Raw genomic sequence first — 25,232 nt, 5'->3', positions numbered from 1 at the left:
TGCCGGTAATGCCCTACCCGATAATGGATACACAGACCGTAAAAGCTCCGTTCAATATCAGACCCGGCCACCAAGATGGCCTGCCAACCGCTGCATCGCAGCAGTGGTCATTTCGTAAGTGAACTCATTACTGGCAATCGGGTGTGAGGCGGTCCGAACAACAGTCAGCTCCACCGCCGGATTGATATGTATCAGTTGCCCATGCACCCCCATGGCTTCATACACGCCATCGGCGTTGTGACTGATCCACCACTGATTGTGATAGGAATAGCCGTCCATGCCACGCCGGCCGAAATCGGCAAAGGCTTTACGATCGGCGCCGCGCTGCAAATCCTCAATGATTGCGGCGGGAATGATCTGCTGGCCGTTCCACTTTCCGCCGTTGCGCATCATCTCGCCGAACCGGGCGAGATCTCGCAAAGTCGCATTCAGCCCCGCACCAGCCCACTCGGTCCCGGTCGGGTCGAGCAGCAACAGCGCGTCCTCCTCTGTCCCCAGCTTGCTCCAGATGCGTTCACCAATATGGCTCGCAACATCCTTGCCGCTGGCACGGCGAATCAGCCAGCCCAGTACCTCGGTGTGTACCGTGCGATACGCAAAATAACGGCCGTGCTCGCGGGCTGGGCCGATGGTCGGCAGGTAATCATAGAGACGGGTTGGGCCGGTCCATTGCGGTGACTGGGTAATGCCGGCAGCCAGGCCGTAGTACTTCACATCCGAGGTGCCGTCAGCGTAGACCTCGGAATACTTGATGTCCGCTGTCATATCCAGCACCTGCTGAACGCTGGCACCACGCCAACCGGAACTGCCCAGTTCGGGAATCAGATCAGTCACCTGGGCGTTCGGATCCATAACGTCCTCGGCGATCAGCATCGCTGCCACCAGACCGGTGAACGACTTGGTCACCGACCAGAGCATGTGCGGGCTGAGCGGATCGGGCTGATTGGGATACTGCTCATAAATCACCTTGCCGCGGTGCAGAATGATGCAGGCGTCCGCGTAGCTACGCGACAGAAACTGACTAAAGTCGATTTTGCTGCCGTCATTCAATGTGATGCTGAGCGCGTCGATCTGAGCGGTCAGATCGGCACCGCGAGGCAACTCACTGGCAGCACCACTGCCACGCCTGATCTGGCGTGACGGCACAAGCTCGCGCATATGCTGGAACGCCCAGCGCAGCTTCGGGTACTCGACCAGGTAGTTCTCGCGGGTAACCAGTTTCTCGGGGGCCGGCGGAAAGCCCTCCATGAAGCCCAGCAGCTCATAGCGCACGGTATCCGGCGCGGGAAGATCGGGTGCCGCATCAGCAGCGGCATGCAGGCGACGCCCCATACCCGGTTGAAAGCCATGAATCAGTGTCATCGAACTGTCCTGTTTTTGTTGTTGTGCAGCCCCTCACGTTAGGAGGTCGGTGTCAGCGCAGCAAGCATCCCCTGCTGAACGCTATGTTCCATCATTCAGACATTGAACGTTGGCGGCCAGTGTGGCTTGAATTCACCCACGCAGATGCGCACAATGCTGGACATTCAACCAGTATCCAATTCAAGCCATGCCCGCTCTGCTCGCGACCGACTTCTACTACCTGCGCAACTTCGAATTTGTTCTGGAGTGGGTGGGTGCGCGCTATGACGATCTGCTGAATGAGCAGGAGCGCCGGTTTATTCAGCATTTTCCGACTCTGCCCGAGCGCTCACGGGCGCTGCTGGTGCGCTTGATCATGCGCAAGGGCGATCATTTCCGGGTCAGCCGGCTGTGCTATGACGAGATCGGCGATATTGAGTCCGCGGCGCAGCCTCTGCTGGAGCTGAGCTGGTTGTCCGTTGAAGAACCCATCGATGTATCCAGCCTCGCCAGGCTGCTGCTCAAGACGGAATTGGCGTCACTGGATCTGGGGGTGGAACAGGCCGGCAAGCTGGGCAAGCAGGCGCTGATCGATGCATTGCTGGCCGGCAATCACGCACCACGGCCCTGGTACGCCTGGCCAGGCATCCCGACAGACAATGTCTTGAGTCTGCAGATCAGCGATCTGTGCGACCGGTTCAGGTTGCTGTTTTTCGGCAATCTGTCGCAGGACTGGAGCGAGTTCGTGCTGACCGAGCTCGGCCTCCAGCAGTACGAGTCGGTGCCGTTTCCGGCCGAATCGCGCAGCTTTCATCAGCCAGGCGATGTTGACCAGTACCTCTATCTCAGGCGCTGCCGGGACGAGCTTGAGGCCGGCGGCGACGCCATGACGGTTGTCGACCAGCTCTCGCATCTCACTACCAGCAACCCCTGGATCGAACGCCGGCATCAGCGTTTGCGCTTTCAGCTTGGCCAGCAGTTGGAACGCGAGCAGCAACTGGAGCAGGCGCTGGCACTCTACCTGCAGTGCAGCCACAGCGAAGCGCGCCAGCGGGCAATCCGGCTGCACGAACGGCTGGAGCAATACGAACAGGCCTACGCGCTGGCAACCACGGCGCATGCGGCGCCGCACACTGCAAGCGAGCAGCAGTTGGTCGAGCGGGCACTGAAGCGGCTGGGGCGCAAACTCCAGCAACCGGTACCCAGGCCCGGGCCGGAGCCCGAAACGAAAACCACGCAACTGATACTGCCGGGGCCGGACCCGCAGGGTGTTGAGCTGGCTGTTGCCGCCCATCTGGCTGCGCCGGATGCACCGGTGTTCTACGTCGAGAATGCGTTGATCGGCAGCCTGTTTGGCCTGCTCTGCTGGGAGGCGATTTTTGCGCCCCTGCCCGGCGCCTTCTTCCACCCGTTCCAGAGCGGGCCAGCCGACCTGTACGACGCCGACTTTGCCGACCGTCGCGCAGCGCTGTTCGATGCCGCGCTGGCCCGGCTGGACGATGGCAGTTACCGCGAGCATATCCGCAGCATCTGGCAGCAGAAACAGGGGCTGCAGTCGCCCTTTGTGTTCTGGGGGCTACTCGACGAGCCACTGCTGGAACTGGCTTTGCACTGCATCCCTGCCCGCCACCTGCGGCTCTGGTGTGAACGCATGCTCAGAGACATCCGCGCCAACCGCGCCGGCATGCCCGACCTGATCCAGTTCTGGCCCGCCGAGCAGCGCTATTGCATGGTCGAGGTCAAAGGGCCCGGCGACCGCCTGCAAGACAATCAGCGCCGCTGGCTGGCGTTCTGTGCCGAGCACGCGATGCAGGTTGAGGTAGTACATGTGCAGTGGGAGACGCCATGACCTACCAAGTTGCCGTGCGCGCGCTGTGCGAATTTACCGCCAAGCATGGCGACCTGGACCTGCGCTTTACCCCTGCGCCCACCGCGCAGGAAGGCATCGCCGGGCACCAGACCGTGGTCTCACGCCGGGGCGCAGGCTACCTCAGCGAGCTGACGCTGGCAGGCAGCTATCCCGGTTTGCTGGTAGCAGGACGGGCCGACGGCTACGACCCCGAGCAAAATCTGCTGGAAGAGATCAAGACCCACCGCGGCGACATCAGCCGCATCCCGGACAACCATCGGGTGCTGCACTGGGCGCAGGCCAAGGTCTACGGCTGGCTACTGTGTGCCGAGCTGCAACTCGAAGAGATCGATCTGGCGGTGGTGTACTTCAACGTGGTCACCCAAAAGGAAACCGTCTTTCGTGAGACGTTTGCCGCCGATGCGCTACGCCAGTTCTTCGCCCAGCAGTGCGACCGCTTTATCGCCTGGGCCCGGCAGGAAACCCATCACCGTGGTGCCCGCGACCAGCAGCTGCAGCAACTGACCTTCCCCTACCCCAGTTTCCGTGCCGGCCAGCGCCAACTGGCCAAGGCGGTTTACCGCGCGGCGCGTGACGGCAAGACGCTGATGACCCAGGCCACCACCGGCATTGGCAAGACGCTCGGCACCCTGTTCCCGCAGCTCAAGGCGATGCCAGAACAGCAGGTGGATCGGCTGTTTTTTCTCACTGCCAAGACACCCGGTCGGCAGCTCGCGCTGGACGCTCTGCAAAGCCTGCGTGCGCACAGCGAGACACCACTGAACCTGCGCATTCTGGAGCACATCGCACGCGACAAGGCCTGCGAGCACCCGGACAAGGCCTGCCATGGCGAATCCTGCCCGCTCGCCGAAGGCTTCTACGACCGCTTGCCGGCCGCCCGTGCCGAGGCCGTTGCCGAGCAATGGCTAGATCAGACCGCCGTGCGCCGCATCGCCCTGAAACACAATATCTGCCCCTACTACCTCAGTCAGGAGCTGTGCCGCTGGAGCGATCTGGTGGTGGGCGACTACAACTACTACTTCGACATGACCGCCCTGCTCTACGGACTGACGGTCCTCAATGACTGGCGCGTCACCGTACTGGTCGACGAAGCCCACAACCTGATTGATCGGGCACGCGGCATGTACACCGCTGAGCTGGACCAGGGCGTATTCAATACCCTGCGCAAACAAGCCCCGGTGGCCCTGAAAGCACCACTGGACCGGGTCGCCCGGCACTGGAATGCGCTGCACCGCGACCAGACCGAGGACTATCAGATCTACCCGGCGATTGCCGACCTGTTCATCCTCAGCCTGCAAAAAGCCGTCAGCGCCATTACCGAACATCTCACAGACCAGCCCGATGGCAACGCCAACGCGCTGATTCTGTTCTACTTCGACGCCATGCTGTTCTGTCGCTTGGCCGAAGCCTATGGCCCGCATTCATTGTTCGACATCACCCGCCATGCCGGCGCCAGTGGCCGCCGCACCTTGTCGACCCTGTGTCTGCGCAACATGGTGCCGGCTCCGTTCCTGCAGCAGCGCTTCACCACCGCCCATAGCACCACGCTGTTTTCTGCGACCCTGAGCCCGGCCAATTACTACCGGGATCTGCTCGGGCTACCCGAGGACAGCCAGTGGCTGGAAGTCGAGTCTCCGTTCCATGCCGACCAGCTCAGCGTCTCGGTCATTCGCAACCTGTCTACCCGCTATCAGCACCGCACCGCCAGCCTGCAACCGATCAGCGAACTGATGGCCAAGCAGTTTACCCGCCAGCCCGGCAACTATCTGGCCTTCTTCAGCAGCTACGCCTACCTCGAACAGGTCGTGGAGAAGTTCCAGCGCCTGTACCCGGATATCCCGGTCTGGACTCAGTCACGCAGCATGAACGAAGGAGAACGCAGCGCCTTCCTGGCGCGTTTCCATGAGCACGGCCAAGGCATCGGCTTCGCCGTGCTCGGCGGCGCCTTTGGTGAGGGTATCGACCTGCCGGGGCGTCGTTTGATCGGCGCCTTTATCGCGACCCTCGGGCTGCCGCAGATCAACCCGGTCAACGAAGAAATGCGCGAGCGGCTGGAGGTCATGTTCGACGGCAGCGCTGGCAGCGGATACGAATACGCCTACCTGTACCCCGGACTACAGAAGGTAGTGCAGGCCGCCGGACGGGTAATTCGTACAACGGAGGATCAGGGCGTGGTCTATCTGCTCGACGACCGTTTCGGTCAGCGTACGGTGCGCGAGCTGCTGCCGCGCTGGTGGAGGATCGGCAACCGCAGCCTCACATTGAATAAAATGATTTATAAAGCACCTCTAATTAATTGATTTAAATTGAAATACAGAATAAATATCAGGCCATCATTCCCCCCTTTAATTCGCCCGCACTGTCATGCCATTGCCACCAACGTAGCGGCTTGAACGCGACACAGATGCAAGGTAACCGAGGCAGCCACAGAGGTGTAAAAGTTGCAATTTTCTGCTCAAATCGGGTTTTCCATGGCAGGAGCCCGAGCCAATGCAGGCAAAACTTGAACAACGATCCTTTCTGCTGATGCTGGTCGTTGTAACCTTGCTGTTTCTCTATCTGCTCAAACCTTTTTTCGGCGCCGTATTCTGGGCATGCGTGATTGCACTGCTGTTCCACCCATTGCAGCTGCGCTTGAGCAAACGCTGGAGCGGCCGGGACAACATGGCAGCCCTGGCTACCCTTGCGGTGTGCATGGCCCTGTGTATCCTGCCAGCGGTATTCGTTATCACCTCGTTTGTTCAGGAAGGCCATGCCCTTTATGAACGGGTACAGACCGGCAAGCTGGACCCGGCAGCGATCATGGAAAAGCTGAAGACCAGCTTCCCGTTGGTCGAAAGCCTGTTTCACCGTCTCAACATTGACCTAGAAGGCGTCAAGGCCCTTGCCACCAACGCCGCCGTTACCTCAAGCCGCTTCCTCGCCCAGAACGCGTTCCAGCTGGGCCAGGGCACATTGAGCTTTTTCGCAAGTCTGGCGCTGATGCTCTATCTGGCGTTCTTCCTGCTGCGCGACGGTCCAGAGCTGGTACGCATGCTGGTTCGTGCCCTGCCGCTGGGTGACGAGCGCGAATACCAGCTATTCGGCAAGTTTGCCGAGGTAACCCGGGCGACGGTAAAAGGCAACCTCGTGGTCGCAGCAGTTCAGGGCGCACTGGGCGGGCTGATCTTCTGGGCTTTGGGCATCCCCGGTGCGCTGCTCTGGGGTGTGGTAATGATGATGTTGTCGCTGATCCCGGTGGTCGGCGCCAGCCTGATCTGGGGCCCCGTCGCGATCTATCTGCTGGCAATCGGGCACTGGACCCAGGGTATTATCCTGATCGCCTTCGGCGCGCTGGTAATCGGCCTGGTCGATAATCTGCTGCGCCCGCTGCTGGTTGGCCGTGATACCAAGCTGCCGGACTATCTGGTGCTGTTGTCTACCCTCGGCGGCTTCGCCCTGTTCGGCATAAACGGCTTTGTCATCGGGCCCTTGATTGCAGCGCTGTTTATTGCCTTCTGGCAGATCTTTTCCGAGGAATTCAACCCGATGGCAGACGCGAAGGCGCAGGAGCCGGAGACACGGCCGCAGGCCGAAGACCCACAGTAGCAGTAGTGCCACTACCTTCCTGTCGCCGCTCAGCACGGGCATTAGCTGCCCGTCTGATCCGGCGTCCAGGACACGACCCTGTTGCGTCCCTGCGCCTTGGCAAGGTAAAGCGCCCGGTCCGCAAGATTGAACCAGTGATCAACATCGTGCAGACCATCAAAAAAGTCGCAGTAGCCGATGCTGACGGTAATGCCGATTTCGATGTCGTCGTCGAGCTGGATGCAGGACGCCTGCAGCGACAGCCGAAATCGCTCCAGCACATCGAGCGCATTTGTTTCTGACGTCTGGGTCAGCAGCACCGCAAACTCCTCTCCCCCTACCCGCGCATGCACATCCGAGCGCCGAACCGCATCGGATAGAGTCTGCGCAAACATCTGCAGAACCTTGTCTCCCGCCTGATGGCCGTATTTGTCGTTTACCGACTTGAAAAAATCGATATCCATGACCGCCAGCGAGACCTGCTGGCCATAGCGCAATGCCTGCTCGAACAGACTGTCGGCCATGCTGAAAAACAATTTGCGATTGGCCAGTCCTGTGAGGGCATCATGGGTTGCCTCACGCAACAGCGCAGCTTCGGCTAAAGCCCGCTGCTCTTCCAGCTGGCGGGCGCGGATCATGGTGCCCAGCACGCTCGCGAACGGTGCCAGCAACTCAATCTGTTCGCCGCTGTAACCACCCTCCCGGTTGCCAACCGCAATCATCCCCACAGCCTCACCATTGAACCGCAGCGGAATGCCCAGGAAATTATCAATCGACGGATGCCCGGACGGCTGCCCCCGACTGGCCGGATGACGGCTGACCATATCGGTGCAGACCACTGTATTGTGGGTTACCACATGGCCAAACAGGTTGTTAAGCGAGTGAAAGCGCAGGGACTGACCCTCGTCCCGGTGGGAGGCATACCAGGCGCGACTGGCGTCATCCCAGCTGATATTGGAGATGCTGGGCACCTCCAGATACTGCGAACCGTCTTCGCTGTTACGCAGAATGCCAATAAATCCGACCTGACTGTCCGTTATTGCCAGCAGCGGCTCAAACAATCGGTCGCAGGCCGCCACCAGACTCTGATCCACCAGAAAGGCCTGCTGAACCTCGGCCGCCAACGACATCAATTGCTGCTGGCGCAGATCCAATAGCTCGAGCCGTCTCAGTTCGGTCACATCCCGAATACTGCCGCAGAGCCGTGCATACACCCCCTGTTCCTCCGCTGGCAGTGATGCTGCTGCAACCACGATCCAGCGGTAATTATCCTCACCGACGCTGACGCGCAGTTCTATTTCGTGAATTTCGCTGGTAGAGCGACTGAACGATCGGCTTCGCACCAGATCAATCAGTCGCTGCCGATCACCCGGATGCACGCGCGCGAGGCAAGCGTCCAGTGACAGCTCGCCGGCATGTGAGCCGATCCCCAGCCACTGCGCAACACGCTCGCACAGCGAAATGAACGAATCACCCGAATACCATTCCCATACCCCAATGCAGGCGGTTTCCAATGCGACCAGCAGACGTTGTCCTGCTTCATATTCGGCGCGTTCCCCCTGTTTTAACGGGGTAACGTCCTGCAAGTGCACCCGCACCAGTCCAGGTCCAGGACACACACCGTCAAATGACAGCAGAATCCAGCGCTCGCCAACCAGAAAGATCAGTTGGCGACGCCTGCTGTGATCTTTCGCCAACTGAATAAACAGCTCATCAAGGCGCCGCGCAGACAGCGGTGAAACGAGCAAGCCAAGCCCGATCCCTTGGCTGATCCGCATCGTGGTGTCAGACCCTACAACAGCATCCAGCGCGCCATCCCAGTCGGCGAGCACATAGGGTGAGGCCAGGTGGATGACCACCTCGGCGTCGTGGCGTAATTCTTCCGTGTTGCCGCTCATGTGCCTGGCCATTGCACACATCCCTCATTGACTCGAATCCTCTTTACAACGAGTCGGTGCACACACTGATCTCCGCGTCAGCACTGCTTGCGGAGATCAAACTCGCTATGCCCTGGAACTATATTGCAGTTTCTTGAAGCATAGTTTTGATCAGTGATGGCGCAAGGCCGCTTGGGTCAAGAGATTCCCCAGGTCTATGCGGAATGCGCGCCAGCCGTATAATGGCCACCTTGTTCAGGGTAACGGGCAGGTCAATGACAGAGCTGCAGCAGTCAGGCAACGTGATAACAGCGCAAGCGGTCATACTCAACCGCGCACGCCTGCGCCCGCCGCCGTTACCCAAAGCCATGCTTGAACGCGATGCGCTGATTCAGCGCCTGCGTGGAACAGGCAACCGTCTGACCCTGCTGACCAGCCCCCTCGGTTACGGCAAGACGACGCTGATGGCAGCCTGCGCCATCAACATGGACGAAGACTGGGGCTGGCTGCGATGCTGCAGCGCAGACAACCAGCCGGTGGTGTTTCTGCAGCATCTCGCTGCCCTGTTCGGCCTGCTGCCGTCGTCCCCTGAACAGGAGCAGACACTCGGCACCGCGTTGTTCAATGCACTCGAAGCCCGTTCCCGGCCTTTCACCCTGTTTCTCGATGATCTTCATCTGCTGCGCTCGCCAGGCACCCGACGGCTGCTGAATGACCTGATTGGCTTCGCCGCGCCCCAACTAAGGATCGTCGCGGCAAGCGAAGGGCTACCCGAACTGGAAATCGCGCACCTGCGCAGGGACCAGCAATTACAGCTGATCGGCACCAGTGAGCTGTCGCTCGACAACACCCAGATCGCGCAACTGGCAGCCATACGTGGCGCCCAGCTGGATAACGACAGCATCTACCAGCTGCGCACCAGCAGCGAAGGTTGGATCAGCGGCGTGCTGCTTGCGCTGGCAGCACGCGCTGACAACGCAGACGCCGGCGAATATATCGCTGACTACCTCAGCCAATCGCTGCTGCAGGGTCTGCCGCCCAAAATACAGTACTTTCTTCAGCAGACAGCGGTGGTCAGTGCGTTCAACCCGGAGCTGGCCGCCCTGCTAAGCGGGCACGAGCAGCCTGAGCGTACCCTGCGCTGGCTAACTCGCCACGACCTGTTCATTCAGCCCAACCCCGATGATCTGCTGACCCACCGCTATCACCCCGCCCTGCGCAGCGCCTGCCTTCGTCACCTGCAACGCCGCGACTCAGCGTCACTGCGTGCCCTGCATCTGCAGGCCGCCGACTGGCTGCTGCAGCATCGCTGCTATGGCGAGGCGGTCTACCAGCTCGGCCGCGGCGGCGATTACAACCGCTTGCTGGCCGAGGTCGAACAGCACAGTTTTGACCTGCTGCGCGAGGGCAAAGTCGACTCCATCGTCGACTTCCTGATGGACTTGCCCGACCGTGACACCGATCACCTGACACTGGCGATCACCGAGGCGAGCACCGTAATCGCCACCAATGATATCGAGCGTGCGCGCCACTGCCTGCTGCTCCTGCAACGCCTGGTGCGTGAGGCGCAGGTGCCCGCCGATCGCCCCGAGCGGCTATTCCAGACCATCGCTTTTTTGCGCAGCAGACTTGCCGTACTGGGCGGCAACTACCGGCATGGTCTGCGTCTGACCGACAGCAGCATGCGGCACTGGCCCCAACGTACCGCCGCCAGCGCTGTGCTGCTCTACAACCGCGCCAGTTGCCTGCTGGCACTCGGCGATCTGGATTGCGCCGAGCAGGCGGCCCATGAGGCACTGGAACAACTGACCCAGTTCGCCTTCCGCGGCTACACCCACAACCTGCACCTGCTGCTGACCCAGATCGACCTTGCTCGCGGCGATACCCTGCAGGCTGACCAGCGCCTGGTGAGCATGCTGCAGCACGACCCGGCAGCCACTTCCAACACTTTCTACGACCTGTTCCTCAACATTGGCCAGGCGCTGGTCCAGATGCAGCAAGGCAAATTCGAGGCAGCACGCCAGCAGCTGGCCCAGGCCGAGGCCGCCGCGCTGGAGGTGGTGCACAGCGCAGCCCTGCCCTGGGTATTGCACCATCAGGCCTGTCTGTACGACGCCTGGGGTCAGCCCGAGCAGGCAATCAAGCTCTGGGATGAGTCGCGCAGGCTGGCATGGCAATACCGTTTGTACGGTATCTATCGCATCGCCGGCGCCTGGCGGGTACGACTGGCGGTGCGTCAGCAGGACGAGCCCATCATTGCCCAGTGGCTGGATGAATGGGCCTGGTGTGAGGCGCACTACGGTGAGGCACTGCACTATGAAGAACGCCTGGCCCGCGGGTGGGTGCTCTGCCATCAGGGGGAGACTCGAACGGCGCAGGCGCTGGCCCACCAGCTACAGGAGCAGGCAAGTGTAAAGGGCAACCGACTGCTCGCGTTGCAGGTGCATCTGCTCAACGCTCGGATCGCCCGAAACGGGCATCAGCAGGCCGAGATATACTCGGCGCTGGAACAGGCTTTGCAGCTGAGCCTTGGCCACCGCCTGGGCCAATTGCTCCAGCACGAAGGCACCGAACTGCGCAACGAGCTGCGTAAGTTACTGTCACCCGCCTTCCGACGCCAGCAAGGCTTGCCCGACCTGCCGACCAGCAAGCAACTACCCAATCCACTGCAGGCCCTGCTTGCTGACGCCGATCCGCAGCAAACCCTGATCGATCCCTTAACCCGACGTGAGCAGGACGTGCTGCAGCGGATCGCTCGCGGCCAGGGTAATCAGCAGATTGCCGAGGGTCTTAACGTCAGCCTCAGCACGGTCAAGACCCATATCAACAACCTGTTCCGCAAACTCGGCGCCGCCGAGCGGCAGCAGGCCATTCAGATTGCCCGCACACTGAATTTGCCGACCTGAATCTCCACCCGTCTCCACCCAAAATTCAACCTGTAAATCCACCCGTGGTTTGACGCAAACCCGCGTCCGGCTTGTTACAACGTCTGCCTGTGATCCACCCTGCCGACGAGGCCATCATGTCTGACAAGCTGCTGAACGAACGCGAGCTGAATTTCCAGCTCTACGAAATGCTCGACACCGAGGCGCTGCTGCAACGCCCGCGCTACGCCGAGCACGACCGCGCCGTCTTCGACGCCACGCTGGAAACCGCCCGCGGCATCGCTGCCGAATTTCTTGCTCCGCACAACCAGAAAGGCGATGCCAACGAGCCGACCTTCGACGGCGAAAAGGTCACCCTGATTCCGGAAACCAAAGCCGCCTGGGATGCTCTGGCCGAAGCTGGTTTCCACGCTGCGCACCACGACGCCGAAGACGGTGGCCTGCAACTGCCGGAAGTCATCCTGCGCAGCTGCGTTGCGTATTTCAGCGCCGCCAATATCTCCACTTCCGGCTACTCCTTCCTGACCATCGGCTCCGCCAACCTGGTCAAGAGCTTCGCCAGCGATGCGTTGCGCGAGCGTTTCCTGCCGCCGATGCTGGACGGCCGCTACAGCGGCACCATGGCCCTGACCGAGCCGGGCCAGGGCTCCGCGCTGGGCGACATCCGCACCACCGCGCGCCCGGCAGCAGACGGCAGCTACCGCGTATTCGGCCAGAAGATGTTCATCTCCGGCGGCGACCACGAGCTGACCGACAACATCGTGCACATGGTGCTGGCTCGTATCGAAGGCGCACCGGCTGGCGTCAAGGGCATCTCGCTGTTCCTGGTACCCAAGGTGCTGGTCAACGAGGACGGCAGCCTGGGCGCGCGCAACGACGTCGCACTGGCCGGTCTGCTGCACAAGATGGGTTACCGCAACACCACCTCCACCGTACTGAGCTTCGGTGAGCAGGACGGTGCGGTCGGCTATCTGGTCGGCGAGGCCAACAAGGGCTTGTCGTACATGTTCCAGATGATGAACGAAGCCCGTATCGGCGTAGCCCTCGGCGCCTCCGTGCTGGCCTATCAGAGCTACATTCACGCGCTCGACTACGCCCGCGAACGCCCGCAGGGCCGTCTGCCGGGCAGCAAGGACCCGCTGTCAACCCAGGTGCGCATCGTCCAGCACGCTGACGTGCGTCGCATGTTGCTGCAGCAGAAGGTCTACGCCGAAGGCAGCCTGAGCCTGTGCCTGTATGCCAGCAGCCTGTTCGAGGACTCGCACACCGCGCCCACCGAAGCCGAGCGTGAAGACGCCAACGAGCTGCTCGATCTGCTGATCCCGATGGTCAAGTCCTACCCGTCCAAGTACGGCGTGATCGCCTCCGATCTGGGTATCCAGATCCTCGGCGGCTCCGGTTACATCCGCGAATATCCGCTGGAACAGTACTACCGCGACAACCGCCTGAATCCGATCCACGAAGGCACCGAAGGCATCCACGGCCTCGACCTGCTGGGCCGCAAGCTGAGCCAGCGCGGCGGCAAGGGCTACCGCCTGTTCCTCGCCGCAGCGCGCGCCAGCATTGCCGAAGCCGGCACCAGCAAACAGTGCGCTGGCATGGCCGCGGCGCTGAACGACGCGGTTGGCATTCTGGATCAGGTGAGCAGCGATCTGCTGCAACAGGTCGCTGCTGACGTCGATCTGGGTCTGGCCAACGCCACCGCCTACCTCGACCTGTTTGGTCGCGTGGTTGTCGGCTGGATCTGGCTGCGTCAGGCACTGGTGGCCGAACGCGCGCTGGAGGCTGGTGCAGACGGCAGCGAGGCCGACTTCTACCAGGGCAAGCTGCACGCCGCGCGCTACTTCATGGACTGGGAACTGGCCAGCCTCGCCAGCCAGGCCCGCCTGCTGAGCGCCGGCAACCGCCTGACCTACGACATGCAAGACGCCTGGTTCTGAGTTTGGGCCTCAGAGCCTGAAATCGGAAAGGTTGCGGGCGGCTCCACGCCGCCGCCCGCGCCATCTGCTTTTACCTCCTGCACTGCCTCCACTGTACCTCATCAAGCACAGAGTCCCCCAAGACAGTACCTTGTATGCAACCGGACGATCAGATTTGTGCAGCGAAATAAGCTCACCCACGTTGAATGCCCCATTGCCCGCAGCCTGGATCAGGTCGGCGAGTGGTGGAGTATTTTGCTGATGCGTGACGCCCTGCAGGGGCTGCGCCGGTTCGATCAGTTCTCTCAGAGTTTAGGCATTGCACCGAACATGCTGACCCGGCGTCTGAACGCACTGGTCGAGGCCGGAATGCTGGAACGGGTGCCTTACAGCCAGCGACCGCTGCGCTACGAATACGTGCCGACGGCCAAGGGTGAGGACTTTGCGTCGGTGCTGATGGCCTTCGTTGACTGGGGCAATCGCCACTATGCCACTGAGGGCGAAAGCGTGCAGGTGGTGGATCGTGACACCGGCAGGCGCCTGCAGTTGGCCTTTACCGACCCGGAGGACGGCCGAGTGCTCGTGCCGCAACAGTGCACAGTGCAACCGGGGCCGGCCGCCAGCGACGCGATGCGCGAGCGGCTTGGCCGCGAGTACGCTCCCCCAGCGTTGACCACCTGATTCAGTGCCCGCGGGCCCGATACCACTCCACGCCATAGGCATCGTGCTGCATTTCGACCTGGCCCTGCGCAATCAGGCAGTTGAGGTTGGCGCGGCTTTCACCGGTCGCCAGCGCCAGCACGATGCCGTCATCCATGCCAATCGGCCGACCAAACAGGCACTCGAAAATATCGACACTGCGGCGGGGTTCGCGCAGCTCGGCATGCAGCCGCTCCAGCAGGCGCTGCTGACTGTCTACCAGATCATTGATTCGCGCGTGCAGGCCACGGAAGCAGTCATTGTGGGAAGGCAGTACCAGCACGCGATCGCTGACCCTGTCGCGAATCCGCCGCATTGAGACCATCCACTCGCCCAGCGGGTCGCCATCCGGCTCGCGGGCCTGCACCGATACGTTGGATGAAATCAGCGGCAATACCTGATCGCCGGAGATAAACAACTCGAGTTCCGGGCAGTACAGGCAGGCATGCTCGGCGGTATGGCCCTGAGCGACGATCACCTGCCAGTCGTGCTCGCCAATGCTGAGTACGTCGCCGTCACAGATACGGCGGAAGTACTCCGGCAACGGATGCACCATGCTGGAGATACCACCGTAGTTGTCGCGCCAGTAAGCGAGCGCGCTGTCATTCCAGCCGGCACGACGGTAGAACGCCAGCTCCACGTCGGGGGCTTCCCGGCCCTGCAGCCGCGCCGCGTTGCAGGCGTGATATTCGATATGCGGCATCCACAGCTCGCAACCAAAGCGGTCGACCAGCCAGCCGGCGAGACCTGCGTGATCCGCATGACGGTGAGTACAAATCACCCGCGTCACCGGCAGGCCACCCAGCACCTCATCAAACAGGTGTTTCCAGACGCCCATCGCCTGTTTTGTCCAGACGCCGGTATCAATCAGCGCCCAACCGTCGCGGTCACGCAACGCCCAAAGGTTCACGTGATCCAGCCTGAAGGGCAGCGGCATGCGAATCCACAGCACGCCCGGCTGCACCTCCAGCGTAGCGCCCAGTGCGGGTGTGTTAAGCGGATAAATCAGACCTTCTGTAGCCATAGCGTTACTGCTTCTTGATCAGGAGTGAGGAGTGGGTCAGCCGGGCTAGTCTTCCAGCAGCCGTCTTGGGTGCATGCCGTTGACCATGCCCATGAACGGCGGGTGGATCGAATATCCCAGCATGCGCTGAATATGCGGACTGCATTCGCGGGCGCGCGGCAGCGGAACAGACAGGCTGAAGTTCTCCTGCTGACGTACCCAGGGCTCGCAGTACTGCGCGGTCACGGCAAGACGCGGCGCGGCGCTCTGGTTGGCGCCACCGCCATGCCAAAGGGTGCCGAGAAACAGCACCATTGAGCCCTTGGGCATGATCACCGGGATCGATCTGGCACAGTCGTCGGGCGTTGGCGCACGGCCGTCCCAGGTATGGCTGCCGGGGATCACCACGGTTGCGCCGTTGTCAGCGGTAAAGTCGTCCATCGCGATAATGGTCGCCGCGCCGAAATGCGGACGTGGACGCGGCACCGGGTAGAAGGCATCGTCGTGATGCAGCGGTTGCGCCTGCTCGCCGGGCAGAATGTTGATCACCTGCAGCTGCGACAGCAGATAATTCGGCGCCAGCACTCGATCCAGCAACCCCAGCACCAGCGGATGTTCCACCAGCGGGTTGCAGGCCAGGGTCTTGGTAATCACCGCGTAGAGCCGCTGGGTCAGCGTGCCCTCAAAATCGTTGCGCCCGCAGTGCGCGGGCAGCAGGCTGCGCAACTCGGCACTGATCTGCTCGACCTGTGCCGCGGGGACAATCCGCTCCAGAATCACATAGCCGTCGCGCAACAGTGCTGCATGCAGCCGCTCAAGCTCGGCGGCATCGACCGCCTCCTGACTGCCGGCAGTCGACTGGTAAGCCTTGGCGTAGCCGCTTTTAAGGTACTCACTGTCACCGGATAACACACGCTGACTCATGCTCGCCCCCCTGTTGTCGTTGTTGGCCGACGCGCAGATGCGAGGCACCTGTCGGCATCGGTGGACGTGAACGATGCGATGACCGCGCCAAGCGCAGCGCGGCGATATCCCATTGTAGAGAGGCTGGCTCCCCTGATAAGGGGCACAAGGCGGACGATCCTGCCAATTACCGGACTGGTCAGTCTGCTGTTGAGGGGCTATTCAGCGAGCAAATGATCGATCAGGGCGCGGGCGAACGATGAAACCGGAGCCTTGCTGCTGGTGCAGATTTTCAGGTCACGCTGAGCCCAGCCGTCTTCCACTTCGATGATCGATACCGGCTGGCGGCCCGACAGCTTGACTGCCTCACGCGGCACCAGACCAACCCCAACCCCAGCGGCAACCATTCGGCATACCGCCTCGAAGCTGTTGACCTGCACGCGCACGTTCAAATGCGAGCCCATGTTGGAAGCGGTATTCATGGTGAAGGTATGGATCGCCGAGCCCGCATGCAGCATGACAAAGGGCTCACCGATCACCTGGGCGAAAGCCAATGAGCCGGCTGTCGCCAGACGATGCCCTGGATCGGTGATCAAGACCAGCCGATCCGCCCGATATGGCACCAAATCAACTTCCTGATAGTCGTCGTAGCCGGCAACGATGCCGATTTCTGCGTCACCGCGAGCAACACCGGCGAGGATGTCGGCGCTGGTGTGCTCCTCCAGATTCACGCTGACCTGCGGATGCTCAGCCAGGAACGCTGCCAGATCATTCGGCAGGTAGTTGTGAATCGCGTGCGTGTTGGCCCACAGCCGCACATGCCCCTGCACCCCTTCGGCAAAGGGCGCGAGATCCGAATGCATTTGCTCCAGCCGGGCAAACACCTGACGGGCATGACGCAGAAATATCTCGCCGGCGCGTGTCAGCTCCACCCCGCGCGAGCGACGGTGCAACAACACCGTACCAAGCGAGGCCTCCAGCATCTTGATTCGGTGGCTGGCGGAAGATGGCGCAAGGAATGCCCGTTCGGCCCCGTGTGTGAGGCTCTGGCACTCGGCTATGGCGATGAACAATCGCAGGTCGGTCAGGTTGTATTTCATATGAATTCGAAAAATACGAACGCTTCAGTGGGGAAAACGCAATTCTATAGGCAGTAAAAGCACAATAGCATCCAACAAGTTGAACAAACTCAGCAGAGTGCTATATGACTCGCACCGCCCTTACCCCACGACAAACCGGCATGCTGCTCGCCGTCCTAGCTGCCTTCGGCTTCTCGTTCAAGGCGATTTTCGTCAAGCTCGCCTATCTCGTCGGCCCCGTCGACGCGATTACCCTGCTCTCGCTGCGCATGCTGTTTTCGCTGCCGATGTTCCTGCTCAGCGGTTACGCCTATCTGCGCACCGGCCCCCGCCTCAACCGCAAGGATTGGGCGCTGCTGATCTTTCTCGGTCTGACCGGTTACTACGGCGCGTCGATTCTGGACTTTGCCGGGTTGCAGTACATCTCTGCCGGGCTGGAGCGGGTAATCCTGTTCACCTACCCGACCATCACCATCCTGATCGGCCTGCTATTTCTTGGTAAAACCGCCAGCCCGCGTCTGATCGGCGCCCTGGTGCTCTGCTACGCGGGGGTGAGTCTGGTGTTTCTCAGCGGCCACCAGTTCTCTGAAGACAGCATTGCGCCCTGGATCGGTGCTGCCCTGGTGTTCGCCTCGGCCGTGTCATACGCCTGCTATACCGCGTTCGCCGAAGTGTCGATCGCCAAACTCGGTGCCGCGCAGTTCTCCATTCTGGCGTTGATCGTGTCGATCCTCGCCGCGCAGCTGCACTTTGTGGTGACCAACCCGATCAGCGACCTGATCCAGCCGTGGCCAATCTACGCCTACTGCGCCGCCATGGCGCTGTTCTCGACCGTGCTGCCGATCTTCTTTCAGTCCGGCGCGATTCAGCGTATTGGCGCAGGGCCGACGGTTTTGGTGGGGATGCTTGGTCCGGTCATGACCATTTTCTTCAGCTGGCTGCTGCTGGCCGAACCGCTGACCTGGGTGCAGCTCGGTGGCACGGCACTGGTGATAGCTGGCATTTACCTGATCCGCAAAAGCTGAGGCGCGGCGCCCCTCCTCAGGTCGCCGCGCAAGACTCAGTTACCGCGGTAGGTTGAGAAGCCGTAGGGGCTGAGCAGCAACGGGATGTGGTAATGAGGCACGGAGGCATCGACCTCGAAGATCACCGGCACTTCCGGGAAGAAGGTCTTGGCCTGCTGCTTCGCAAACCAGTCACCGGTTTTGAAGGTCACGCGGTAGGTGCCGTCCGTGAGTGTCTGGTCGTCCGGATACAGCCCGGTAATGCGGCCCTGTGCGTTGGTCACACCTTCGCTGAGTGCCTGCCATTGCTCACCCTGCAGACGCTCCAGCGTTACCTGAACGTCCGGTGACGGCAAGCCGCTCTCAAGATTGAGTACGTGAACGCTGAGCGGGTTGTTCGCAGCGGCGGCCAGGCTGCTCATGGTTGCCAGCAGCACAGCGCCAGCGGTAACAAGGATACGATTCATAAACATAACTCCAGACAGTGAGATAAATGCGCGTTATTGCGCCGGGAATACCTGTGAAATAGCGCTCTGGGCGCAGGCCTGATCGGTTTCGGCGCCGCCAGCACCGGCCACGCCCACCGCGCCGATGACTGCGCCGTCGACCAGCACGGGCACGCCCCCACCCAGCAGCAACAGCTCATCAAGGGTCGTGAGGTTGGCAGCATCGGCATTTCTTTGGGCTTGCTCGGCGAGCACCAGCGTTGGTGTCTTGGTCGACAGCGCGGTGAAGGCCTTGCGCTGGGCAGCAACGGTGTTGTGCGGGCCTACGTTGTCGTCACGCTGCAGGCTGACCAGTTGACCGGACCGGTCGACCACGGCCACCACAGCGGTTCGCTGCTGGGCGTGGCAGGCCGCTAGCGTGGCATCGGCCAGTTCATTGGCCAGTGACAGCGTGAGGTCGGGGCGGCTGGCAATGGCAACGGTTTCGGCCTGCACGGCACCGGCGCCAAGGCCGACGGCCAGCGCAAGGACTGGTTTGGATATGTGCATCTGCGGAATCTCCTGGGTTGCTCAAGCACAGCCGCATCCTGCAGCGCCCAGGCCATCGGCAGCATTGCCGGCAGATTACGCTTTTGTAATGGGCATCCGGCGCGCTTGGCTCTACTCTGTCAGCCTGAACGAGGAGAACACGATGCGCATTCTGGTGGCAGAAGATGAACCCAAGGCAGCCGAGTACCTGCAACGCGGACTGAGCGAGTCCGGCTTTCAGGTCGACATCGCGCTCAACGGCCTTGATGCGCGCCACTTAATAGAGGAAGACCGTTTTGATCTGGTAATACTCGACGTCATGCTGCCCGGTATGGACGGCTGGCAGTTGCTGCGTCTGATCCGCAGCCGCGCCGATACGCCGGTGCTGTTCCTGACCGCCCGCGACAGCATTGAGGACCGGGTAAAGGGTCTGGAACTGGGCGCCGACGACTATCTGGTCAAACCGTTCTCCTACGCCGAACTGCTGGCCCGCGTGCGCAGTCTGCTGCGTCGGGCACCGCTGCGTGAGGTCGAGTTCTACCGGCTGGCGGACCTGCAGGTCGACCTGCTGCGGCGACAGGTACACCGCCAGGGCCAGCGCATTCATCTGACCAACCGCGAATTTGCCCTGTTGCAGTTGCTGGTCAGCCACCCCGGTGAAGTCATGTCGCGCAGCCGCATCGCATCGGAGGTCTGGAATATCAATTTCGAGAGCGACACCAATGTGGTTGACGTTGCCGTGCGCCGTCTGCGCGCCAAGCTTGATGACCCGTTTGATCTCAAGCTGATTCACACCGTACGCGGCATGGGTTACAAGCTGGACGAGGCACCATGAACCGTTGGCGGCGCTCCCTCAGCCTGCGCCTTGCGCTGGCCTTCGCACTGGTCAGCCTGCTGGTGCTCGGCGGCATCGGTCTGTATCTGTACCGCTCGCTGCAGCAGGAAATCGCCTGGCGCGATGACCAGACCCTGCTTGGACGGCTCGACCGCATGGCGAACCTGCTGCGCGACGCAGCGGATATACAGGCGTTGCGGGCACGACCCGAGCTGTACGCCAACATGCTCGGCAACACCGAACATTTCCTTTGGGTGCTCGATAGCAGCGGCACGGTGCTGATCAGCATCAATCCCCGCGAACTGCCATTACCGGATCTGCACGCCGGCCCGGAGCCGCATTTTCAAGAGGGCTCGGGTGAGCCATCCTATCGACTGGTTACCCAGCAAAGCCGTATCCACGGTCAGACGCTGACGCTGGTAGCCGGGCACCTGCTCAGCGAGCGCGAGAACATGCTGGCGGCCTACCGCAACAATCTGGTCCTCGCCCTGCTCTGCGCAGGCCTGCTCAGCTTTGTGCTTGCAGCCCTGATCAGCCGTCGTGGTCTGCGCCCGCTGCGCCAACTCGCGGCACAGGCCGCCGAGCTGGATGCTGCTCGGCTGCACACCCGCCTGCACACCGGCAGTACCTACGCCGAACTCGATGGGCTTGAGCACAACCTGAATCAGGCGCTGACACGGATAGACGAGGGTTATCAGCAACTGATGCGCTTCTCGGCCGATCTGGCACACGAGATGCGGACCCCGCTGAACAACCTGATAGGCCAGACTCAGCAGGTGCTGAGCAAGGCCCGCTCGGTCGACCGCTATGAGCAGGTGCTGGAGTCCAACCTGGAGGAGTTTGAACGCCTGGCGCGAATGATCGATAGCCTGCTGTTTCTGGCCCGCAGTGAGCACCCGACCACCGCTGTACAACGTCAAACGGTCGATCTGCACGATCTGACTGCACGGCTGTGCGACTACTTCGAGGACATGGCCGAGGAGCGCGGTCTGATGCTGCAAAACCACTGTCAGGGAAGCCTGCAGGCCGACCCGGAGATGCTGACCAGAGCCCTTGCCAACCTGATTGCCAACGCCATCCGTCACGCCGATACCGGCAGCGACATTACCATCAGCAGCGCCCACAGCGCAGACCGGTGCGTGCTTGCGGTAACCAACCGGGGCGCCCACATTGAACAGCCCCATCTGGCCCACCTGTTCGACCGTTTTTATCGGGCCGACGCCTCGCGCAGTGCGCCGGGCAGCACCGGCGGGCTGGGGCTGGCCATAGTGCAGGCGATCATGCGCCAGCATTGTGGCCACGCCAGCGTCACCAACGAGGGCGACGGCGTACGGTTTGAACTGGTGTTCCCGCACACCACAACATGACAACACTGTAATCCCCGGGTCATCCGGCGGTTCCCGGCGGAGCCCTATCGTGGCCAGGCAATGCGGTGACGGTCACCGCGCACAGCCCGGAGAGAGTCCCCGATGAAATACCTGATTGCCCTGACCTTGTCTGCCCTGTTCATGACTACCCTGTCTGCCCATGCCGAAGATGGCAGCGAACGTCTGCGCCAGATGCACGCCAAGCACCTCGAACGCCAGTAAGCCCTCTCGCTACCACTCCCGGCCGTCAGCCTCGCTGACGGTCACCCCACTCCTGGCTTTCATCTCGCTGCCAGGCCGTTGTACAACACCCGCCTCTAGCGCTTTCCTGTCAGCACGCCATCGCCGGCAAAACGTACGCGGCGTAGGTTCGTTCCGATGAAGACACAGGCAAAAGTTATTCAAATGCTGTACATGTCAAATATTCCGTATAGGATTTGGCGTTAGCGCCCGGTACTCGTCCGGCCACGCCCTGGTGCGTTGGCGTGGTTAACGGTATCAGGCAATCTTGACCCCGAATACGAGGTGGAACATGAAACGGCTTCTGGTGCTTTTTTGCTGTCTGTGGCTTGCCAGCTGCGGCAGCGTCACGGTGCAGGATTATGCAGGCGAACAACCGAAACTGGACCTGATCAGCTTCTTCGACCGCCCGGTCGAAGCCTGGGGTATCTTCCAGGACCGCAGCGGTCAGGTCATCAAGCGTTTTCATGTCGATATCACCAGCCGACGCGACGGAGATCGACTGATTCTCGATGAGCGCTTTGTCTACAGCGACGGCACTACCCAGCAGCGGGTCTGGACCCTGACCCCGGATGGCACCGACCGCTGGCGCGGCACCGCCGATGACGTGATCGGCGAAGCCATCGGTGAACTGGCGGGCAACGCCCTGCGCTGGCAATACCAGCTCAACCTGCCGGTCGACGACACCACCTATGTGGTGACCTTTGACGACTGGATGTACCTGATGGACGAAGACACCCTGATCAACCGCTCAAGCATGCTGAAGTTCGGCGTCGAACTGGGCCAGGTAACCCTGTTCTTCCGTCGCCAAAACTGATGACAGCGCTCAAATCATTCGGCAATGGCTATCGCGCGCTGGTGATAGGCGCCAGCGGTGCACTGGGCCAGGCCTTCTGTGACATGCTGGAGGCCGATCCGGGCTGTGCGCTGGTGACGCGCTTGAGCCGCAACAGCGTGCCCCCGCTGGACCTGGAAGATGCAGCCTGTATTCCGCTGGCTGCAGAAACCGTTGCACAGCACGCGCCGTATCACCTGATCATCGTCAGCAGCGGTTTGCTCCATCGCCCGGGCATCAGGCCGGAAAAGAGCCTGTCAGCACTGGATGCAGACGCCCTGCAGGCGGTTTTTCAGGTCAATACGCTGGGGCCGGCGCTGCTGCTGCGCGATTTCCTGCCGCTGCTGGATCCTCAGGGCGCCATGGCCTTGCTGTCTGCCAAAGTCGGCAGCATTGGCGATAACCGACTGGGCGGGTGGTACGCCTATCGAGCGTCCAAGGCAGCGCTGAACATGCTGATCAAAACCGCGTCCATCGAGCTGGCGCGGCGTGCGCCCAGGGCGCGGCTGCTGAGTCTGCATCCGGGCACTGTCCAGTCAGCGCTGTCCCAGCCGTTTCGTGGCGCCGCTGCAGCGAGACCCGCCGCACAGGCGGCCCGGGAGCTGCTGGCCGTTATCGATAACTGCAAGCCAGCCGATAGTGGCGGATTTTTCGCGTACAACGGCGAGCGCATCGAGTGGTAACCGGGGCTACTGCATGGCTGGAGAGTCGGGCTTGCTGCGCAGACCGTCTCGCTACCCCCGGCACACCGCCCTACCGCCACTGTCCTTGACCTTGTAGAGGGCATCATCGGCCAGCTGCAGCAGCGCATAGCGATCAGGACAGTCCTGCGCCTGCTCGGGAATGCGACTTGCCAACCCGACGCTGGCTCTGACCTGAACCCCATCAGCGCAAACAAGGTGCAGACGATCAACCTCGTCAACGATTTTTCGCGCAACTGTCTCGGCCCCGGCGGCATCCGTATCCGGCATCACCAGCACGAATTCGTCGCCGCCAAAGCGCGCCGCCATATCGGTCTCCCTGCGTGCACACGCCGCCAGCACTGCGCCGACTTTCACCAGTGCCTGATCTCCTTCAAGGTGGCCCAGGCTGTCATTGAAAGACTTGAAGTTGTCCAGATCGATGATCAACACGCTGATGGGGCTGATCGCACGCCGGGCACGACGCCACGCCTTGGCCAGGAAGGTCTGAAAACCGCGGCGGTTGGCCAGTGCGGTCAGAGGGTCGTGGTGAGCTGAGTGTTCGGCTGCCTGCTCGCTCAGCTTGCGACGGGTGATATTGTGATGACTGAGGACGACGTAAACCTTGCCTGAAAAAAGGGTACGTGCGCCCCTGAGAATGAACCACTGTTTCGCTTCAGGGGTATGACACGGATATTCGTGATAAAAGGTCTCCGCGCGACCGGATATCAGATCTTCCAGTGCATCCGCGACGGATGAGGCATCGGCGTCTCCGCAGCGGATGGCCGAACGGCAGACACTGAGATAATTCTGCCCAGTCCAGTCAAACTCTGGAGCCACCCCATTGGACTGTGCAACAGTGCGCCAGGTCTGATTAACAAAAACGATTACGCCCAGTTCATTAAGCACGGCGATCTGGTCTTCCAGACCATCCAGTACCGCACGAAAGAAGCCGTCAGTGGCACCTTCGCTTGCATTCCCTACTCGCTCGACTACTACTTCAGCGGCCATTATTCACCCCTAGAAACCGGCGAGTGCGCGTAACGCGAACCCAATCGGGCAAGCATATCAGCAACCCTGTGCTCCGGGGCATTTATGAATGCTACATTACCGGCTCCAGCTCTTCGCACAAGCGCCGCGCAAAGATCCGCTGACGCAGCCAAAGGCGTATAATGCCGAGCTTTCCGCCACCACAGACACGCTGCTCCAATGCCCCGGATTACCGAGAACCTCAACGACTGCGCTGTCCGGTTGCGCGCCGGCCAACTGGTCGTGATGCCAACCGAAACCGTCTACGGACTCGCCGCTGATGCCCGTCAGGACACGGCGGTGCAACAGGTATTCGCACTCAAGGGCCGCCCCGGCAACAATCCGTTGATCGTGCATCTGGAAAACGCCGCACAGGCCACTGAGTGGGCATCTGTCGTACCGACTGCAGCCAGGGAGCTGATGGCCGCGTTCTGGCCGGGGCCGCTGACGCTGGTTCTGCCGGCACGCGACGAGGTATCACGCCTGGTCACCGCCGGCCAGGACAGCGTCGCCCTGCGGGTTCCGGCTCATCCGACAGCACGGGCGCTGCTGAGCGCATTTGGCGGTGCGCTGGTCGCCCCGTCGGCCAACCGTTACATGTCCATCAGCCCTACCTGCGCAGCCCATGTGGCGCAGCAGTTTGCCGACAGTGACCTGCTGATTCTCGACGGCGGAAGCTGCCAGGTAGGCCTGGAATCGACCATTGTCAGCGTTCTTCCGGGTGATCGCCCCCGTCTGCTGCGCACCGGCATGCTGGGCCAGCCTGCATTGGAAGCTGTTCTGGGTCAGCCGCTGGCGGACCGGGACGGTGGCCCTCGTGCACCGGGTCAGCACCACCGGCACTATGCACCGACAACCACCACGCTGACGTTCCGGGAGACGCCAACTGAAGCGCTTGGGTCAGCGGATTGTGGCTGGCTATGGTGCGCAAACGCGCAACCAACCCATGGCCCGGCACTGGACCTCGGCACAGATCCCCACGTTTATGCTGCCAACCTGTATGCAGCACTCTATGAGCTGGACGCGCTTGACCTGACGCGCCTGTATATTCAATTGCCGCCGTCGGACGCGGCCTGGGCTGCAGTGCACGACCGACTGGCGCGTGCCAGCCAGCGCCTGAACTGA

General features: G+C 61.6%; 20 protein-coding genes. 12 read left to right on the top strand and 8 right to left on the bottom strand.

Features of this window, described 5'->3' with window-relative positions; all coding sequences use genetic code 11:
* Positions 1 to 57 precede the first annotated feature (57 nt).
* Positions 58 to 1,362: a serine hydrolase domain-containing protein gene (locus B7O88_RS05415; protein WP_088274188.1), complete on the bottom strand. Its 1,305-nt coding sequence runs from the start codon at positions 1,360 to 1,362 to the stop codon at positions 58 to 60.
* 187 nt (positions 1,363 to 1,549) lie between these two features.
* Between B7O88_RS05415 and B7O88_RS05410 the strand changes: the two genes are divergently transcribed.
* The 3 genes from B7O88_RS05410 (at position 1,550) to B7O88_RS05400 (ending at position 6,799) form a co-directional block, all read left to right on the top strand.
* On the top strand, positions 1,550 to 3,190 hold the full coding sequence (locus B7O88_RS05410) for a VRR-NUC domain-containing protein (RefSeq protein WP_088274187.1): 1,641 nt from the start codon (positions 1,550 to 1,552) through the stop codon (positions 3,188 to 3,190).
* On the top strand, positions 3,187 to 5,511 hold the full coding sequence (locus B7O88_RS05405; RefSeq protein WP_088274186.1) for an ATP-dependent DNA helicase: 2,325 nt from the start codon (positions 3,187 to 3,189) through the stop codon (positions 5,509 to 5,511). Before B7O88_RS05410 ends, B7O88_RS05405 begins: the two co-directional genes overlap by 4 nt.
* Before the next feature lie 190 nt (positions 5,512 to 5,701).
* On the top strand, positions 5,702 to 6,799 hold the full coding sequence (locus B7O88_RS05400) for an AI-2E family transporter (RefSeq protein ID WP_088274185.1): 1,098 nt from the start codon (positions 5,702 to 5,704) through the stop codon (positions 6,797 to 6,799).
* Between the two features lie 41 nt (positions 6,800 to 6,840).
* On the opposite strand, the gene B7O88_RS05395 is transcribed toward B7O88_RS05400, so the two are convergent.
* On the bottom strand, positions 6,841 to 8,676 hold the full coding sequence (locus tag B7O88_RS05395; protein ID WP_160003143.1) for a sensor domain-containing diguanylate cyclase: 1,836 nt from the start codon (positions 8,674 to 8,676) through the stop codon (positions 6,841 to 6,843).
* Between the two features lie 254 nt (positions 8,677 to 8,930).
* Between B7O88_RS05395 and B7O88_RS05390 the strand changes: the two genes are divergently transcribed.
* The 3 genes from B7O88_RS05390 to B7O88_RS05380 all read left to right on the top strand — a co-directional run bounded on the left by B7O88_RS05390 (position 8,931) and on the right by B7O88_RS05380 (position 14,140).
* Complete coding sequence (locus tag B7O88_RS05390) at positions 8,931 to 11,561, top strand: LuxR C-terminal-related transcriptional regulator (RefSeq protein ID WP_160003142.1); 2,631 nt, start codon at positions 8,931 to 8,933, stop codon at positions 11,559 to 11,561.
* A 116-nt stretch (positions 11,562 to 11,677) separates the two neighbouring features.
* Positions 11,678 to 13,480: an acyl-CoA dehydrogenase gene (locus tag B7O88_RS05385; RefSeq protein WP_088274337.1), complete on the top strand. Its 1,803-nt coding sequence runs from the start codon at positions 11,678 to 11,680 to the stop codon at positions 13,478 to 13,480.
* A 156-nt stretch (positions 13,481 to 13,636) separates the two neighbouring features.
* The gene (locus B7O88_RS05380) at positions 13,637 to 14,140 is read left to right on the top strand and encodes a winged helix-turn-helix transcriptional regulator (RefSeq protein WP_088274182.1); all 504 of its coding nucleotides are present in this window, start codon (positions 13,637 to 13,639) and stop codon (positions 14,138 to 14,140) included.
* Position 14,141: 1 nt separating this feature from the next.
* On the opposite strand, the gene B7O88_RS05375 is transcribed toward B7O88_RS05380, so the two are convergent.
* The 3 genes from B7O88_RS05375 to B7O88_RS05365 all read right to left on the bottom strand — a co-directional run bounded on the left by B7O88_RS05375 (position 14,142) and on the right by B7O88_RS05365 (position 17,164).
* Positions 14,142 to 15,182 carry an MBL fold metallo-hydrolase gene (locus tag B7O88_RS05375; protein ID WP_088274181.1) on the bottom strand — a complete coding sequence of 347 codons (1,041 nt, stop codon included), beginning with the start codon at positions 15,180 to 15,182 and terminating at the stop codon, positions 14,142 to 14,144.
* 45 nt (positions 15,183 to 15,227) lie between these two features.
* Positions 15,228 to 16,085 (bottom strand): phytanoyl-CoA dioxygenase family protein, encoded by an 858-nt coding sequence (locus tag B7O88_RS05370; RefSeq protein ID WP_088274180.1) that lies wholly within the window; start codon positions 16,083 to 16,085, stop codon positions 15,228 to 15,230.
* 197 nt (positions 16,086 to 16,282) lie between these two features.
* Entirely contained in the window at positions 16,283 to 17,164 is an 882-nt protein-coding gene (locus B7O88_RS05365) for a LysR family transcriptional regulator (protein ID WP_088274179.1), read from the bottom strand.
* Between the two features lie 104 nt (positions 17,165 to 17,268).
* Between B7O88_RS05365 and B7O88_RS05360 the strand changes: the two genes are divergently transcribed.
* Positions 17,269 to 18,168, top strand: coding sequence for a DMT family transporter (locus B7O88_RS05360; protein ID WP_088274178.1), 900 nt, complete (start codon positions 17,269 to 17,271; stop codon positions 18,166 to 18,168).
* Between the two features lie 35 nt (positions 18,169 to 18,203).
* On the opposite strand, the gene uraH is transcribed toward B7O88_RS05360, so the two are convergent.
* On the bottom strand, positions 18,204 to 18,614 hold the full coding sequence (uraH, locus tag B7O88_RS05355) for a hydroxyisourate hydrolase (RefSeq protein WP_088274177.1): 411 nt from the start codon (positions 18,612 to 18,614) through the stop codon (positions 18,204 to 18,206).
* A 33-nt stretch (positions 18,615 to 18,647) separates the two neighbouring features.
* Positions 18,648 to 19,142 carry a GlcG/HbpS family heme-binding protein gene (locus tag B7O88_RS05350; protein ID WP_088274176.1) on the bottom strand — a complete coding sequence of 165 codons (495 nt, stop codon included), beginning with the start codon at positions 19,140 to 19,142 and terminating at the stop codon, positions 18,648 to 18,650.
* A 142-nt stretch (positions 19,143 to 19,284) separates the two neighbouring features.
* Between B7O88_RS05350 and B7O88_RS05345 the strand changes: the two genes are divergently transcribed.
* From B7O88_RS05345 to B7O88_RS05330, 4 genes are all read left to right on the top strand, one after another.
* Positions 19,285 to 19,956 carry a heavy metal response regulator transcription factor gene (locus B7O88_RS05345; RefSeq protein ID WP_088274175.1) on the top strand — a complete coding sequence of 224 codons (672 nt, stop codon included), beginning with the start codon at positions 19,285 to 19,287 and terminating at the stop codon, positions 19,954 to 19,956.
* Entirely contained in the window at positions 19,953 to 21,323 is a 1,371-nt protein-coding gene (locus B7O88_RS05340; protein ID WP_088274174.1) for a heavy metal sensor histidine kinase, read from the top strand. The genes B7O88_RS05345 and B7O88_RS05340 overlap by 4 nt, the downstream gene beginning before the upstream one ends.
* Positions 21,324 to 21,855: 532 nt before the next feature.
* Positions 21,856 to 22,380: a DUF3833 domain-containing protein gene (locus B7O88_RS05335; protein WP_088274173.1), complete on the top strand. Its 525-nt coding sequence runs from the start codon at positions 21,856 to 21,858 to the stop codon at positions 22,378 to 22,380.
* Positions 22,380 to 23,081 (top strand): SDR family NAD(P)-dependent oxidoreductase, encoded by a 702-nt coding sequence (locus B7O88_RS05330; protein ID WP_088274172.1) that lies wholly within the window; start codon positions 22,380 to 22,382, stop codon positions 23,079 to 23,081. The genes B7O88_RS05335 and B7O88_RS05330 overlap by 1 nt, the downstream gene beginning before the upstream one ends.
* A gap of 51 nt (positions 23,082 to 23,132) precedes the next feature.
* Here the strand turns inward: B7O88_RS05330 and B7O88_RS05325 are convergent, their stop codons facing one another.
* The gene (locus B7O88_RS05325) at positions 23,133 to 24,089 is read right to left on the bottom strand and encodes a sensor domain-containing diguanylate cyclase (RefSeq protein WP_088274171.1); all 957 of its coding nucleotides are present in this window, start codon (positions 24,087 to 24,089) and stop codon (positions 23,133 to 23,135) included.
* A gap of 198 nt (positions 24,090 to 24,287) precedes the next feature.
* On the opposite strand from B7O88_RS05325, the gene B7O88_RS05320 reads away from it, so the two are divergent.
* Entirely contained in the window at positions 24,288 to 25,232 is a 945-nt protein-coding gene (locus tag B7O88_RS05320; protein ID WP_088274170.1) for an L-threonylcarbamoyladenylate synthase, read from the top strand.

Source organism: Halopseudomonas aestusnigri, from assembly GCF_002197985.1.
GTDB classification, from domain to species: Bacteria; Pseudomonadota; Gammaproteobacteria; order Pseudomonadales; family Pseudomonadaceae; genus Halopseudomonas; species Halopseudomonas aestusnigri.
The sequence above is the reverse complement of the archived record's forward strand: the minus strand, read 5'-3'. Positions and strand labels throughout refer to the sequence as shown.

Excerpts from the sequence above, each read along its gene's own strand:
- B7O88_RS05415 (WP_088274188.1), bottom strand. The coding sequence starts at position 1,362 with ATGACACTGATTCATGGCTTTCAACCGGGTATGGGGCGTCGCCTGCAT.
- B7O88_RS05410 (WP_088274187.1), top strand. The coding sequence starts at position 1,550 with ATGCCCGCTCTGCTCGCGACCGACTTCTACTACCTGCGCAACTTCGAA.
- B7O88_RS05405 (WP_088274186.1), top strand. The coding sequence starts at position 3,187 with ATGACCTACCAAGTTGCCGTGCGCGCGCTGTGCGAATTTACCGCCAAG.
- B7O88_RS05400 (WP_088274185.1), top strand. The coding sequence starts at position 5,702 with ATGCAGGCAAAACTTGAACAACGATCCTTTCTGCTGATGCTGGTCGTT.
- B7O88_RS05395 (WP_160003143.1), bottom strand. The coding sequence starts at position 8,676 with ATGAGCGGCAACACGGAAGAATTACGCCACGACGCCGAGGTGGTCATC.
- B7O88_RS05390 (WP_160003142.1), top strand. The coding sequence starts at position 8,931 with ATGACAGAGCTGCAGCAGTCAGGCAACGTGATAACAGCGCAAGCGGTC.
- B7O88_RS05385 (WP_088274337.1), top strand. The coding sequence starts at position 11,678 with ATGTCTGACAAGCTGCTGAACGAACGCGAGCTGAATTTCCAGCTCTAC.
- B7O88_RS05375 (WP_088274181.1), bottom strand. The coding sequence starts at position 15,182 with ATGGCTACAGAAGGTCTGATTTATCCGCTTAACACACCCGCACTGGGC.
- B7O88_RS05370 (WP_088274180.1), bottom strand. The coding sequence starts at position 16,085 with ATGAGTCAGCGTGTGTTATCCGGTGACAGTGAGTACCTTAAAAGCGGC.
- B7O88_RS05365 (WP_088274179.1), bottom strand. The coding sequence starts at position 17,164 with ATGAAATACAACCTGACCGACCTGCGATTGTTCATCGCCATAGCCGAG.
- B7O88_RS05360 (WP_088274178.1), top strand. The coding sequence starts at position 17,269 with ATGACTCGCACCGCCCTTACCCCACGACAAACCGGCATGCTGCTCGCC.
- uraH (WP_088274177.1), bottom strand. The coding sequence starts at position 18,614 with ATGAATCGTATCCTTGTTACCGCTGGCGCTGTGCTGCTGGCAACCATG.
- B7O88_RS05350 (WP_088274176.1), bottom strand. The coding sequence starts at position 19,142 with ATGCACATATCCAAACCAGTCCTTGCGCTGGCCGTCGGCCTTGGCGCC.
- B7O88_RS05345 (WP_088274175.1), top strand. The coding sequence starts at position 19,285 with ATGCGCATTCTGGTGGCAGAAGATGAACCCAAGGCAGCCGAGTACCTG.
- B7O88_RS05340 (WP_088274174.1), top strand. The coding sequence starts at position 19,953 with ATGAACCGTTGGCGGCGCTCCCTCAGCCTGCGCCTTGCGCTGGCCTTC.
- B7O88_RS05335 (WP_088274173.1), top strand. The coding sequence starts at position 21,856 with ATGAAACGGCTTCTGGTGCTTTTTTGCTGTCTGTGGCTTGCCAGCTGC.
- B7O88_RS05330 (WP_088274172.1), top strand. The coding sequence starts at position 22,380 with ATGACAGCGCTCAAATCATTCGGCAATGGCTATCGCGCGCTGGTGATA.
- B7O88_RS05325 (WP_088274171.1), bottom strand. The coding sequence starts at position 24,089 with ATGGCCGCTGAAGTAGTAGTCGAGCGAGTAGGGAATGCAAGCGAAGGT.
- B7O88_RS05320 (WP_088274170.1), top strand. The coding sequence starts at position 24,288 with ATGCCCCGGATTACCGAGAACCTCAACGACTGCGCTGTCCGGTTGCGC.